Origin of the sequence: Frondihabitans sp. Leaf304, from assembly GCF_001423105.1 — a bacterium.
Classification (GTDB): domain Bacteria; phylum Actinomycetota; class Actinomycetes; order Actinomycetales; family Microbacteriaceae; genus Frondihabitans.
Window position 1 is genome coordinate 463733 of the sequence record NZ_LMNV01000002.1, and the last position, 12362, is coordinate 476094.

A 12362-nucleotide genomic window follows, 5' to 3' on the forward strand; every position below is an offset into this window, starting at 1 on the left:
CGCTAGCCGACCTTGTGCAGCCACACGACGGGGTTGCCCTCGCTCGCGTGGCGGAACGGCTCGAGCTCGTCATCCCACGCCTGTCCGAGAGCGAGACGCAACTCGCGGTGCAACTCGAGCGTGTTGGATCCTGCGATCTCCATCGCGTAGCGAATGCGATCTTCGGGGATGACCGTGTTGCCGGCCGAGTCGGTCTGCGCGAAGAAAACGCCGAGGTCGGGCGTGTGCATCCAGCGACCGCCGTCGGCATGGCTTGAGGGGTCTTCGGTCACCTCGTAGCGGAGGTGCTCCCAGCCGCGCAGGGCAGAGGCGATCTGGGCTCCGGTGCCTACCGGACCCTCCCAGAAGAACTCGGCGCGCAGGGCGCCCTTGAGCACGGGCTGCTCGCCCCACGAGAAGTTGACAGCCGTGCCGAGGGCGCGACCAGCAGCCCACTCGACATGCGGGCTCAAAGCTCTGGGCGACGAGTGGACGAAGAGCACGCCACGCGTCACCGCGGTGTTGGTTATTTCAGCCACAGTTTTCTCCACTCGATTAGGTGCGACTTCCCCATCGACCTGTGAGTGGAACAAACGTGGTACTTCGTGAAGTATGGCTGATGCGGCTGGGTAATGACAAGTGTGTGATTCCTGTGTGCCCGGTCGGGGGTCAGATGCCTGCTCTCGAGGGCCGCGCCTGTATTGAGGAGCCCCGGCTGGCAGGAATTCAGGATCCGGCGCCGGCCCCGCTCAACACAGGAGCATCGCGCGCGGACTCAGGCGCATCCTCGCGTCTGCGTCCCGCGTTCAGGAGGAGCGGCTCTTCGCGCGCCTGAACTCAGGAGCACGGCGTCGGCGCACCTGAAGTCAGGAGCAGTCGAACGAGCAGACGACGACTCCGCGCGGCGGCACCCGAACCGGGGAGCCGCGAGTGGCTATTTCGCGTCGGCGTACGACTCGACGGTCGCCACCGTCACCGGAAAGCGCACGGGAGCCTGCCCGAAGAGCAGCCGCCCCGCCTCGGCGGCAGCGCCCTCGACCAGGGCGACCACCTCAGCGGCGACATCGGCGGGCGTGTGGACGACGACCTCGTCGTGCAGGAAGAACACGAGGTGCGGTGCGTCCGGGCCATGCCCGAACCGCGTGTCGAGCGAACGGCGGAGGGCACCCATCCAGCAGAGCGCCCATTCGGCTGCGGTGCCCTGCACGACGAAGTTGCGGGTGAAACGACCCCAGGCGCGGCGCCCCGCCCCGACGTCGCCGACGCCCACCTCGGGGGGCGGTGGCGCGAGGTCGTCGCCCGCTGCAGACGAGGGATCGGGCGAGGTGCGCCCCAGGAGTGTGTGCACCACGCCGCCGCCCTCACCGACCCGGGCCGCGTCTTCGACGAGCTTGATCGCCTTCGGAAAGGCGCGGGTGAGACGCGGCATGAGCCGCCCACCATCGCCCGAGGTGGCACCGTACATGGCGCCGAGCATCGCGACTTTCGCCTCGGCGCGGGTCGCCACGGCGCCGGACGCGACGATCCCCTCGTAGAGGTCTCCGGCGCCGGCCCGCGCCATGGCGTCGTCGTGGGAGAGGGCGGTCAGGATCCTGGGCTCCAATTGCGAGGCGTCGGCGACCACGAGGGCCCACCCCGGGTCGGCCACCACGGCGCCGCGCACCGCCTTCGGCAGTTGCAGGGCTCCCCCGCCCGAGGTACCCCAGCGGCCGGTCGCTGCGGCGGCCGGGACGTAGTCGGGCCGGAAACGCCCACCCGCGACCCAGGCGTCGAGCCAGGCCCAGCCATTGGCGACGAGGAGGCGCTGCTTCTTCTTGTAGGCGAGCAGGGGCGGGATTGCCGGGTGATCGAGCTGCTGGAGCTCCCACTGCCGGGTCGTGCGTACCGCGAGCCCGGCGCCTCGCAGGGCCTTAATCAACTCGGCCGGCGAATCGGGGTTGAGGTCGGGCGTTCCGAGCTCGCGTCGGACAGCCGCGAGATCGGTGAGCATCAGGGCAGGGCGCTGGCCAGGGTGCGGCTTGGGGCCGAGGGCGACCGTGAGGAGGGCGTCGTGCGTCGACGCCGACCACGGAATGCCGCGCGCTCGCATCTCGGCGGCGATCAGGGCACCCGTCGACTCGGCGGCGACGAGCAGTTCGAGCTGACCGCGCTGGGAAGAGGCTTCAATGGCCGCACGCTGCAGCAGGAACTCGCCGACCGGATCGGGCAGCGACTCGCGCTCGACGACGAACAGCGCGTCGGCGGATACCGGCGGAGCCTGGCCGGCATCCCACGGGCCCGCACCGCCCCGATGAATGTCGGAGCCGATCGTGAATTCGGAGGCCCGCAGAATCGCGTGCGCGAGGCGCAGGTCAACGCATCGATCGACGTGGAGGCCGTTTGCGAGCAGCTGGGGATACCACCGCGCGGTGTCGTCCCAGACCCACCGCGTGGCGACCGCTTCACCGCGCTCGATTTCGCCGGCGAGATCGGAGCCCAGGATCCGGCGCACCGACCCCGACCGAAGTGCCCCGGCCTCGTCACGCCCGATCACCGTCACCTCGATCGACTCGTCGGGCAGACGAACGAGACACGTGAACATTTGTTCGATTCTAGGTGGCGGGCGCGTCTGGACTGCTATTCGTGCAGGAGCGAGCCGTCTTTGGAGAGGACGTTCTTCTCCCCCGCCTCGATGGCTACGGCGAAACGGTTCTGCTTCGGCGGGATGGGGCAGTTGAAGTTGTACGAGAAGGCGCACGGCGGCAGAACGGCGCGGTTGAAGTCGAGGGTGATGGTGCCATCGTCGTTCGGGGTCGGGAACAGGAAGCGCCCGACAGAGTAGGTCGAGTCGCCGTTGGTGGCGTCGCCGAACACCAGCTGCAGCAGGTCTCCGTCGCCCGCGGGAAAAGCGGCCAACTCGTAGTCGACCCCGCCACGGCTGAAGCGGATGAGGCCGGGCAGGGGCTTCGGACGGCTGAGGTCGAGGTCTTTCTGGTGTCGGATGTCGACCTCGGTTCCCTCCGCAGTCGGTACCCACGCGGCCGTCACGACCCACGACGGATCGAACGGGAATGCGTCGATGTCGCCGAACGCCTCGACGGCCTCGGCGGCGGGGTTCCAGACCCGAAGAGCGTAGGTGCTGCGGTCGTCGTTAGCGATCACAGTGCCGGTGGAGCCGTCGGCGAAAGCGATCGTCGAGGGGGTAATTGCATCGTCGCCCGAGACGTAGACCGTGCCGTCGACGGGATCGCCGTCGACGATGATGCCGTCGGCGGCCGCTGCGGTGACGGCGAGGCCGCCGAGACCCTTCGGTGCAGGAGCCCACCGCCCAGGCACCCCGTAGATCGGCTGCTCGGACTCGACCCACTGGGTGTTCGTCAGCGCGAGCGGGCCCTGGGGGCTCTGCGCTCGTCGAAGGCGTCGCTGGTGGAACTCGGCGAGGTCGGCCTCGGGGTCGGCTGCGTTGGTTTCGGCGGGGCTGCTGTCGGCGCTGCTCGTCTCAGTCATGATGGATCCAACGTAGAAGGTGCCCCCGACATTTCCGCCAGGACCGGCGCGTCACCACGCGGTGCCTGACAACAGGCAGTGCTTGACACCACCGATCGGCCGCGACACCGCCCATAGGCGGGTGCGCGGCCGAAAGGTGGTGTCGGCGATGCCTAGCTGTCGGCAGAGAGACGCCGCAGCTGCTCCTCGAACGGCACCACGCCGTCGAACGCGTCGTCGCGAGCCGTCGAGTGACCCGAGACGAGATCGGCGAACTGGGCGCCCGCCCGAGCTACCCGGTCGGGCAGGGTGGTCGTGGTCTCGTCCCCCGAGCCCCAATCCTCCGAGGCCGCGAACACGCCGAACGGAGCGACCACCGCGCGGAGGTACGAGAACAGGGGGCGCAGCGCGAAGTCGAGCACCATCGAGTGGCGCGCGGTTCCGGCGGTCGCCCCGATGAGGACGGGCGTGCCCGACAACGAGTCTTTGTCGATCACGTCGAAGAACGACTTGAACAGGCCGCTGTACGAGGCGGTGAAGACCGGAGTGACGGCAATGACGCCGTCAGCCGACGTCACGGCGGTGATGGCAGTGTCGAGCGCGGGTGAGGGGAACCCGGTCAGCAGGTTGTCGGTGATGTCGTGCGCGAGGTCGCGCAACTCGACGACGGTGACCTCGACCTGGTCGCCGTGCTCCGCGAGGGAGCGGACGGTGGCCTCGGCCAGACGGTCGGCGAGCAGGCGTGTCGAGGAGGGCTGGCTTAGGCCGGCAGCCACGACGGCGATGTGCTTGAGAGGCATGGTGGCGGATCCTTGGTGTCTAGAGCGCGGAAACAGCGAGGGCAGCGTCGCGCTTTGCGACCTGCGACGAGTGGGTGGGCGCATCCGGAACGTCGGAGGGGCGTCCGACGGCGAACTCGCGACGCAGCACCGGCACGACCTCGGAGCCGAGCAGGTCGAGCTGCTCGAGGACGGTCTTGAGCGGCAATCCGGCGTGGTCGATGAGGAAGAGCTGGCGCTGGTAGTCGCCCACGTAGTCGCGGAATCCGAGCGTGCGGTCGATGACCTCCTGCGGGCTGCCGACGGTGAGGGGGGTCTGCGCGGTGAAGTCTTCCATCGAGGGGCCGTGACCGTAGACGGGCGCGTTGTCGAAGTAGGGGCGGAACTGCTTCACGGCGTCCTGCGAGTTCTTCGCCATGAACACCTGGCCGCCGAGGCCGACGATCGCCTGCGCGGCGGTGCCGTGGCCGTAGTGCTCGAAGCGCTCCCGGTACAGCTTGACCATCTGGGCGGTGTGCGAGGCGGGCCAGAAGATGTGGTTCGCGAAGAATCCATCGCCGTAGTACGCGGCCTGCTCGGCGATCTCGGTCGAACGGATCGAACCGTGCCACACGAACGGCGCCACGTCGTCGAGGGGGCGCGGGGTCGCAGTGAAGCCCTGAAGGGGCGTACGGAAGTGACCCTTCCAGTCGACGACCTCCTCCGTCCAGAGGCGGTGCAGCAGGGCATAGTTCTCGATGGCGAGGTTGATGCCCTGGCGGATGTCCTTGCCGAACCAGGGGTAGACCGGGCCGGTGTTTCCGCGACCGAGGGTCAGGTCGATACGGCCGTCGGTGATGTGCTGCAGGAGCGCGTAGTCTTCGGCGATCTTCACCGGATCGTTGGTGGTGATGAGGGCGGTCGCCGTACTGAGCAGGAGCTTTTCGGTCTGAGCCGCGATCATGGCGAGAAGAGTGGTCGTCGAGGAGTTCACGAACGGCGGGTTGTGGTGCTCACCTGCGGCGAAGACGTCGAGGCCGACCTCTTCGGCATGCTTCGCGATCGTGATCATCGCTTTGAGACGCTCGTGCTCGGTCGGCGTGATACCGGTGGTCGGGTCGGTGGTGATGTCGCCGACGGAGAAGACGCCGAACTGCATGCCGCTCTTGTTTTCCATGTTCTCACCCTACGTCATTTGTATGCGTCTGCATACAGTTGGGTTCAACGCGGTGGGGTCGGGTCTATTCCCGAGTGGCGGCAAACGCTGCTTTGGGCGGTGGCCGGCGTGCATTTGGCGGCACTCGCGGGCGCGGTTGGGCCAGGCGCGGCGCGGGGCAGCAGGGGGCAGAACGAAGCCCTCCGCCTCGAGAGGATGGGAGGGCGACGAGGATCCGGCGAAACGCCGCTCAGCTCTTCTCGCAGGCGATTCCGTCTTTGTCGGCATCGGACTTCTTGTTGGCGTTGTAGAGGGCAGTGTCGAACTTGACCTTGCCCTTGAGAGCTTTGTTGGTCTTCTTGCCATTTACCTTGACGACGTTGTACTTCACGCCCTTCTTGGCGATGCCGCCTGAGTACACCTTCTTGATGGCGGTGCAGTTCTTGTACTCCTTGGCGGCGGGCTTCGCGAGGCGCGACGAGGTCGTGTGTACCGCGGTCGTGCTCGTGCTTGTGGACGCTGTGCGCGCAGAAGTGCTTGCAGACGAGGTGCTCGCGGACGACGCCTCGGCAGCGACGACAACGGACGGCACGGCGATAGCCACGGTCAAGAAAGTGGCAGCGAGGGCCAGCCGGGGTGAGATCATGCCCTGACGCTATCGATGCCGGGGTTCGCCCCCTAGTCCCAGAACGAGTGGCCCCCGTATGGGGATGTCCCCGAAGCCCGCTACTCGACGGGCGGGGCCAGCCGGAGGTAGCGCTCGGGCAGCTGCACCATCGCGATCGGCCCGTGCAGCTCGGCCGTGTATTGCGGGGTGTCGAACTGGATGGTCCACACGCGGGACGATCCGCCGATCACCGAGACCGGCTGCCACGCGGATCCCCCGGGGCGCACGACCACCCCGGTCGGCCCGTCTGGAAAGGGTGAGGTCGGATCCTCGTCGGAGTCGACCACGTAGACCTGCGCCCCGATGCCGAAGCCGGTGTCGCGGGTGATGGGCGAGTCAGTCCCGCGGAGGCGTTTGCCGAACATGCGGCCATTCTCGCACCTGCTGTCGCTCGCGCACCCGTGCGGCGGGTATCGAGACTCCACGATGTGCCTATGAAGTGCCGTGCGCACGGGCAACTTGTGGAGTCTCGCGGCCGACGGGCCGGCTGAAGACGAGGATCCGACGGGGGCGGGTAACGGGGCGAGCGCCAGCTTGGGCGGCGGCGGACCTTCGGCATACGAAACGGCGTTGGGGGTGGGCTTAGGGGCTGCAATCAGCCGGAATCGCAGGCGGAGGGTACGGCGACCAGCCCGGTGCAAAGCGTTGACCGGTAAAGGGCTTCTCGTAGACGTCGTCTCGACTGCCGTCGGCCATGACCGTGAATCCGTCACGGCAGTGCACGAGTGAGTACGAGGGACCGACTGGGGCAGTCTGGCCGGCGACTGCGTCGCCGGTGGTCACGACGGAGTGCGGCTTGAACTCCAGGCTTGCGATGCTCGTTCGGAGGGATTCGTAGTTCATCGCGGTGCCTTCCGTCCGGCCCGGATCGGCGCGTGAGTGCCGATCGGGCTTAGTCGTGCCACTCGGTCCACGCGAGGTACCCCAGGAATGCCATGCAGGCGTCCTCTTCACTGTTCCAAACCTTCAGTTCGGATTTCTGCGAGCGTTCACCGATGAAGGTCTCCCAGACTCCGTTTTCATTCTGCGCAATGCAGTAGCAGCCCTCGGCGTACGACCCCACCGAGACGAGACGGGGATCGACGTGGGCCCTGGCCAATCGCGTCGTGAGCTTGTCGATGTTTATGAAGTAACTCATTGCGAGAGTGCCGGCGTGATGAATCGGTCTGGTGTTGACATCACGGTTCGAGAACCTGTCGGTCATATTCGTCGAGGAACCTATTAGTCAGCCAGACGCGAGCCCCTTTATCGATCCGCGCGAGACTCGCCAGTACCGAATGGGGACGGGCGTTCCTGCAAGGTCTCAGTGAAAACTCTCGCGACGTGAAAAGATCGACAGAGACCGGTTGTGGGTACTCCGTGTTCCGAAACACGAACTACGCCGTGGCACTACAGTGCCGAGATCAGCTCGTGTCAGCATCACGTCCCCCCCTCCATTCTTCGGAGAGTCTCTTCATCCTCACGCTGCATGATCGCTCTGTCGTCCGCATTGAGGAGATCAGGATTGCGACTCCAGCGGATCTGGCGCCAGAGAAATTGAATTGCCTCATCCTCGGAGGCGAAACGATGGCCAGCGAATGGTTTCTCGTAGACCTCGGCTCGACCGCCGTCGGCCATGACGGTAAATCCGTCTTGACATCTCACAAGCGAATACGAAGGACCAACCCCGGCCCGTTCGCCGGCGGACTCGTCGACATAGGTGACCACAGCATTTGGGTCGTATCCAATGTCTGCAATGCCGCTCGTGAGATCTTCGTAGTTCATCAGCTGACCTTTCTTATGAACCCAAGACGTTCGAGAACATCAAGGCCATCCGGAAAGAAGTACTGCATTCCGCGTCCGGTTTGCTCGAAGCCGGGATCGACAATGCCCTCGCGCACAGACCGTGGAAGAGGTTTCAATACTTCGTAAGTAGTTTCCTCGAAATTCGGAGCAAGTCGATCAGGTGGGAGGGAGAGTGCAGAAAAAGATGTGCCGGGATCCGTAGCAAACTTTCCGTCAAGAAGAACTCCATCGCTATTCCGTGCAGATAGTCGCGTAATAGTTGCCCCGGGTTGGAGACTGTTCGGAGAGGACAAACCCAGTTCGAACCCGTCCTTTCCCGTGGGCCATTGCCATTGCGCAAAGCCTGATTTGGCATCAAAGCCCTGAAAGTATTTGGCGAACCATTCGTCCCGTGCCAAAGAGCCGTAGAGCCGGTAGCCCGGTTCACCTTTTTCTGCGGCCCACCTGGTGAGTTGCGATTGGAAGCGCGACACCCTAATCGTGTAGCTGGCTTTCTGGACGAGAGGGCGTGCAGCATCGACCCCGTACTTCACGCCCTGCCCGAGCGTGCCGAAGGCAGCCCCGCCGATGAATCCGGAGAGGGCGGCCTCGTTCAGGTCGGCGCCGGGCATCGTGATTGCCGTCGAGACTGTGTTGAGGGCCGAGTTGCCGACACCGGCGACTACCGACTTGCCGGCGAAGGCCACGACGCGAACGGTGACCTGCTCGGAGATACCGGCGATGCGAGCGATGGATCCGGCGGCGACGGCGACCTCATCGACGACGCGGGCGACCGTTGCGGCGGCTTCGCCGATGATCGTCAGGATCCGGCTGACCGTGAACGTCACCTCGCCGGCGACGACTCCGGCGCCGACCACATCGGACGCGCCCGCCGTTACCACAGTCAGCAGCAGGGAGGCGCCGACGGTGGCCTCGATCTGGAACAGGAGATTGTTGAGCTCCTGCCGAGTCTGGGTATGGACGCTCTCGATCTGGGCGGCGAAGTCGGTGCAGCCGGTGGCGATCGAGCGCGCCTCGGTGGCGAGCTGGCCGACCGCGGTCTGCACTTGGCTCATGGTGTCCCGGATCGACGGCATCTCGGGGGTGTCGGTGCCGTCGAGACCATCGACGACGCGGGTGAGATCGCTCGACTTGATGGTGTCGAGACTGTCGGCGAGGGCCGTCCAGGCACTGGCGGCTGCGGTGAGCTTGCCGGTGTCGCCATCGGGCCACATCGTGCCGATGAAGTCGGCGACGTACTCGAAACCGGGGATGTCGGAGGCGCGCGTTCCACCCGACGACGAGGGCGGAGGCGCGGAGCAGACCGCTGACGGCAGGGAGGGCACGGTGAACCCGGGAGGTGACCCCGCCTGACCGGCGCTCTGCCAGTCGGCCGACGCGTAGTTGTATCCCGTGACCGCGAGCCCCGCCGAGACGGAACCGAGCACGGTCACGATCGAATCGAGGCCCCGCACGGCGTCGGCGGCGGCCGAGTCGTACGACTCCGACCACTTCTGGCCCGTCGGGTCGGAACCGGCCATGGACGAGGATCCCGACAGCGCCGATTGAAGCGACCCGCGGGCGGCGACAGCCGACTCCGCCGCCGACGAAGACGTCGTGGACGCGGTGACGAAGTCGGTCGCGTCGACGTCGAAGAGAACCCCGGCCATCAGCCCCACACCCCGCGGGTCGCCTCGGACGCGGCCGTGTAGTTGGCGCTCGAGTCCACTGCAGCCTGATGCATGATGGCGATCCCGGCCGCCATCTCGGCGGCGCCGGAAGCCCACTCCGCGTGAAGGGCTTGGAACGAGGCGAAGGCCTCGCCGTCCCACGAGGCGGAGACCGTCTGGCGGATCGTGTCGATCTCGGTGAGCAGGGAGGCGCAGAATTCTGCCAACTGCGACAGCGTCACGACGGTCTGGTCGATCTCGGCGACGTCGGCGTGGAAACGGGGCATCAGCGGAGCCCGGCCGGGTCGGAAGGCGGTGTCGCGGATCCTTCGGTGTGGGGGCTTGTCGATGCTTCGCCTGCTGCGCCGCCACTGGCTGGAGTGGAAGAGACGACCGTCGACGAGACGGAGACCCGGGTCACGCTTGCCTCCGTCTCGGCGTACTCGACGGCCGCCTCGGCGAGGAGGGTCGCGATGCCACCCAGGGCATCGGCGACCTTGGCGGCGCCAGTCGACCAGTCGGTCCAGCCGGTGTGGAACACGGTGGAAGCCTCGCCCGTCCAAGACGACGAGACGAGTGCCTGGACCGTCTGGTCGGCCTGGGCGTGCCGAGCCGAGAACTCCTCGACCATTGCACTCACCCGCGAAGAGGCCTCGTGGACCGCCTCCGATGACACTGTGACATTAGCCACGAGTTCCCCCTCTGTTTCACTCCGCCGGACACACCGACGCGCGCTCCCTCGAGAGCGCGCGCGGGTGGGTCGGCCCTGATGGTGCCGACCCGGTTGTCGCTAGCCGCGGAAAGCGTTGGCGACGTTGGCCTCAGACTCGGCGTAGTACGACGCGGCCTTGCTGAGGAGGTCGGCAATGCCCGAGAGCGACTCGTTCAGCTTGATGCCGGCGGTGTTGAACTCGGTGTAGAGCTCGTTGAAAGCGCTCGAACCAGAGCCTTCCCACTCGCTACCGAGGCTCTCGACGAGACTGCGGAGGTGAGCGAGAGTCGACTGGACGTCGCTCGAGCCGTTCGAAAGCTGGCTCGATGCCGACGCGAGGCTCTCGCTGGAAACCTTGTACTGTGCCATGACTGCCCTGACCCTTCTTCGGACGTGCCGCGCGGAGGCGAATCCCCCTGGAGTGTGACGACCACGCGGTAACGACGCTACACGCGGGGCGTTGCGCGCCACAACTGATTCGTGTGGGTACATGTGCCCCCGGTTTGCAACGGCGACGGCATGCAAATTCGAAGGAGATTCGGTCGGAGGGCGACGACTTTATGCCGATCGGCGGGGGTCGGCGCCCAGTTTTTCCTTCAAATTCGAAAGCAGGGCGGGCGGCGCGAGCGGGTCGCCGACCTACGGCAGACGCGTCGACCCGGTCGCAGTGTCGGGAGTGCGGATCGTGCGGATGGACGATGTGTGCGTCTTGATCGTGCGGATCGACGACGTGACGAGGGTGGGAATCGACGTCGTGATTGTCTGGATCGACGTCGTGATCACCGGGATGCTCGTGGTCGACAGGGTCGCCTGCGCGTGGCCATGCAGCGGGAAGCCCTTGCGCGCGACGACGACCACGCCGAAGCTCGCGGCGAGCACGACGGCGGCCGCCAGCGGCAGCGCACCGAGACCGGCCGACCCATACACGACACCACCCGCTGCGGCACCGGCGGCGATGCCGACGTTCGAGGCCCCGTTGATCAGCGCGCCCGCGATGTCGGGGCTCACTCCCCCGGTGCGGATCGCCGCGGCCATGAACAGCGTGCCGGTCGTGCCGTTGGCCGCCATCCAGATGCCGGCGACGACGAACGTGCCGACCAGCGACCCGTGCACGAACGGCAGTGCCGCGAGAGCGAGAGCCATGACGGCCACGGCGACGAGCAGGGTCTGGCGCGGGGCTCGGTCGACGAAGGATCCGGCCGCGAGGAGTCCGATGATTCCGGTGCCACCCAGAACGAGGAGCGCGCCACCGATGGCGTCGTGGCCGAGCCCAGCGCCCTCGAGGTACGGCCCGACGTAGGTGTACACGACGTAGTGGCCGGCGAAGAGCAACAGGTCGGCGACACCCACCGCGAGGAGGCCGGAGCGGGCCCACGATTTGGGGGATCCTAGGTGGGGTTGTGCTTCGCCCCGCACCGAGGGCAAGAAGGCGACCGCGACGAGAGCGAGCACGGCCGACGCGACGGCGACCCCGCCGACGGCAAGCCGCCAGCCGCTGTGCTCGCCGACCGTGGTCGCGAGCGGCACGCCCAGCACGAAGCCGAGCGAGCTGCCGGAATAGACGAACGCGATTGCGCGGCCGGCCAGGCGCGGCGGCACGATCCGGGTGGCGTACGCCGACGCGACCGAGAAGAACAGAGCGTGCGCGACACCGCCGATGACGCGGCCGGCGCAGACCACGGCGAACGTCGGGGCGAGGGCGATCAGGAGGTTCGAGACCGCATACCCGCCGAGCGTCGCGATGAGCACGGCTCGCCGGGGAAAGCGCGAGGTCGCCACGGTGAGCGGCAGTGCGAGCAGCGCGACGGCGAGCGCGTAGACGGTGACAACGAGGCCCATCTGCGAGACGCTGACGCCGAGGTCGGCACTCATCGGGCCGAGGAGGCCGACGGGCATGAGCTCGGTGGTGATGGCGAAGAAGGTCGCGAGGCCGAGGACGGCGATGCCGACGACGGCCTTCGGGGTCAGGGTGTGGGCCTGGTCGGTGACGGACCGGACGGCGCCGGTTCGGGTGGGCACGCTTCGGACTGACCCGGTGCGCGCGGGTGCTGTGGTGTCGGACACGGGTCTCCTCGGGTGCACGACAAAACACGAGCGCTGCCGCACTCGATCGGACCCTGTCGGGGCCGGGCGTCTCGCCGTGGACTCTGTTTCTGCGATCGTGCCTCGGGGTTGGCCGCGAGGCTGAAGC

15 protein-coding genes are annotated in these 12362 nt (G+C 66.9%); 1 reads left to right on the forward strand and 14 read right to left on the reverse strand.

The window, feature by feature from the left end:
• Nucleotides 1-2: 2 nt before the first annotated feature.
• From ASF54_RS02060 to ASF54_RS02110, 10 genes are all read right to left on the reverse strand, one after another.
• Nucleotides 3-518, reverse strand: coding sequence for a DUF3145 domain-containing protein (locus tag ASF54_RS02060; protein ID WP_233573134.1), 516 nt, complete (start codon nucleotides 516-518; stop codon nucleotides 3-5).
• A 395-nt stretch (nucleotides 519-913) separates the two neighbouring features.
• Nucleotides 914-2560 (reverse strand): bifunctional 3'-5' exonuclease/DNA polymerase, encoded by a 1647-nt coding sequence (locus ASF54_RS02065; protein ID WP_055958216.1) that lies wholly within the window; start codon nucleotides 2558-2560, stop codon nucleotides 914-916.
• A 35-nt stretch (nucleotides 2561-2595) separates the two neighbouring features.
• Complete coding sequence (locus ASF54_RS02070; protein WP_055958217.1) at nucleotides 2596-3465, reverse strand: DUF1684 domain-containing protein; 870 nt, start codon at nucleotides 3463-3465, stop codon at nucleotides 2596-2598.
• A gap of 152 nt (nucleotides 3466-3617) precedes the next feature.
• Nucleotides 3618-4244, reverse strand: coding sequence for an FMN reductase (locus ASF54_RS02075; RefSeq protein WP_055958220.1), 627 nt, complete (start codon nucleotides 4242-4244; stop codon nucleotides 3618-3620).
• Nucleotides 4245-4263: 19 nt separating this feature from the next.
• Nucleotides 4264-5361: an LLM class flavin-dependent oxidoreductase gene (locus tag ASF54_RS02080; RefSeq protein WP_055961869.1), complete on the reverse strand. Its 1098-nt coding sequence runs from the start codon at nucleotides 5359-5361 to the stop codon at nucleotides 4264-4266.
• A 247-nt stretch (nucleotides 5362-5608) separates the two neighbouring features.
• Nucleotides 5609-6004: an excalibur calcium-binding domain-containing protein gene (locus ASF54_RS15985; RefSeq protein ID WP_084815875.1), complete on the reverse strand. Its 396-nt coding sequence runs from the start codon at nucleotides 6002-6004 to the stop codon at nucleotides 5609-5611.
• Between the two features lie 80 nt (nucleotides 6005-6084).
• Complete coding sequence (locus ASF54_RS02090; protein WP_055958223.1) at nucleotides 6085-6390, reverse strand: hypothetical protein; 306 nt, start codon at nucleotides 6388-6390, stop codon at nucleotides 6085-6087.
• A gap of 527 nt (nucleotides 6391-6917) precedes the next feature.
• Nucleotides 6918-7229, reverse strand: coding sequence for a hypothetical protein (locus tag ASF54_RS02100; RefSeq protein WP_055958227.1), 312 nt, complete (start codon nucleotides 7227-7229; stop codon nucleotides 6918-6920).
• A 215-nt stretch (nucleotides 7230-7444) separates the two neighbouring features.
• Nucleotides 7445-7789, reverse strand: coding sequence for a hypothetical protein (locus tag ASF54_RS02105; protein WP_055958229.1), 345 nt, complete (start codon nucleotides 7787-7789; stop codon nucleotides 7445-7447).
• A complete protein-coding gene (locus ASF54_RS02110; RefSeq protein WP_162237084.1) occupies nucleotides 7789-9135 on the reverse strand; it encodes a glycohydrolase toxin TNT-related protein in 1347 nt (448 codons plus the stop codon). The genes ASF54_RS02105 and ASF54_RS02110 overlap by 1 nt, the downstream gene beginning before the upstream one ends.
• A 67-nt stretch (nucleotides 9136-9202) precedes the next feature.
• Here ASF54_RS02110 and ASF54_RS16590 point away from each other — a divergent pair, with 67 nt between their 5' ends.
• Entirely contained in the window at nucleotides 9203-9358 is a 156-nt protein-coding gene (locus ASF54_RS16590; RefSeq protein WP_162237085.1) for a hypothetical protein, read from the forward strand.
• 100 nt (nucleotides 9359-9458) lie between these two features.
• On the opposite strand, the gene ASF54_RS02115 is transcribed toward ASF54_RS16590, so the two are convergent.
• The 4 genes from ASF54_RS02115 to ASF54_RS02130 all read right to left on the reverse strand — a co-directional run bounded on the left by ASF54_RS02115 (nucleotide 9459) and on the right by ASF54_RS02130 (nucleotide 12190).
• Nucleotides 9459-9746: a WXG100 family type VII secretion target gene (locus ASF54_RS02115; protein ID WP_055958235.1), complete on the reverse strand. Its 288-nt coding sequence runs from the start codon at nucleotides 9744-9746 to the stop codon at nucleotides 9459-9461.
• On the reverse strand, nucleotides 9746-10150 hold the full coding sequence (locus tag ASF54_RS02120) for a WXG100 family type VII secretion target (RefSeq protein ID WP_084815876.1): 405 nt from the start codon (nucleotides 10148-10150) through the stop codon (nucleotides 9746-9748). The genes ASF54_RS02115 and ASF54_RS02120 overlap by 1 nt, the downstream gene beginning before the upstream one ends.
• Before the next feature lie 99 nt (nucleotides 10151-10249).
• Nucleotides 10250-10540, reverse strand: coding sequence for a WXG100 family type VII secretion target (locus ASF54_RS02125; protein WP_055958241.1), 291 nt, complete (start codon nucleotides 10538-10540; stop codon nucleotides 10250-10252).
• 270 nt (nucleotides 10541-10810) lie between these two features.
• Nucleotides 10811-12190, reverse strand: a complete 1380-nt coding sequence (locus ASF54_RS02130; protein WP_055958244.1) for an MFS transporter — start codon at nucleotides 12188-12190, stop codon at nucleotides 10811-10813.
• Nucleotides 12191-12362: the final 172 nt, after the last annotated feature.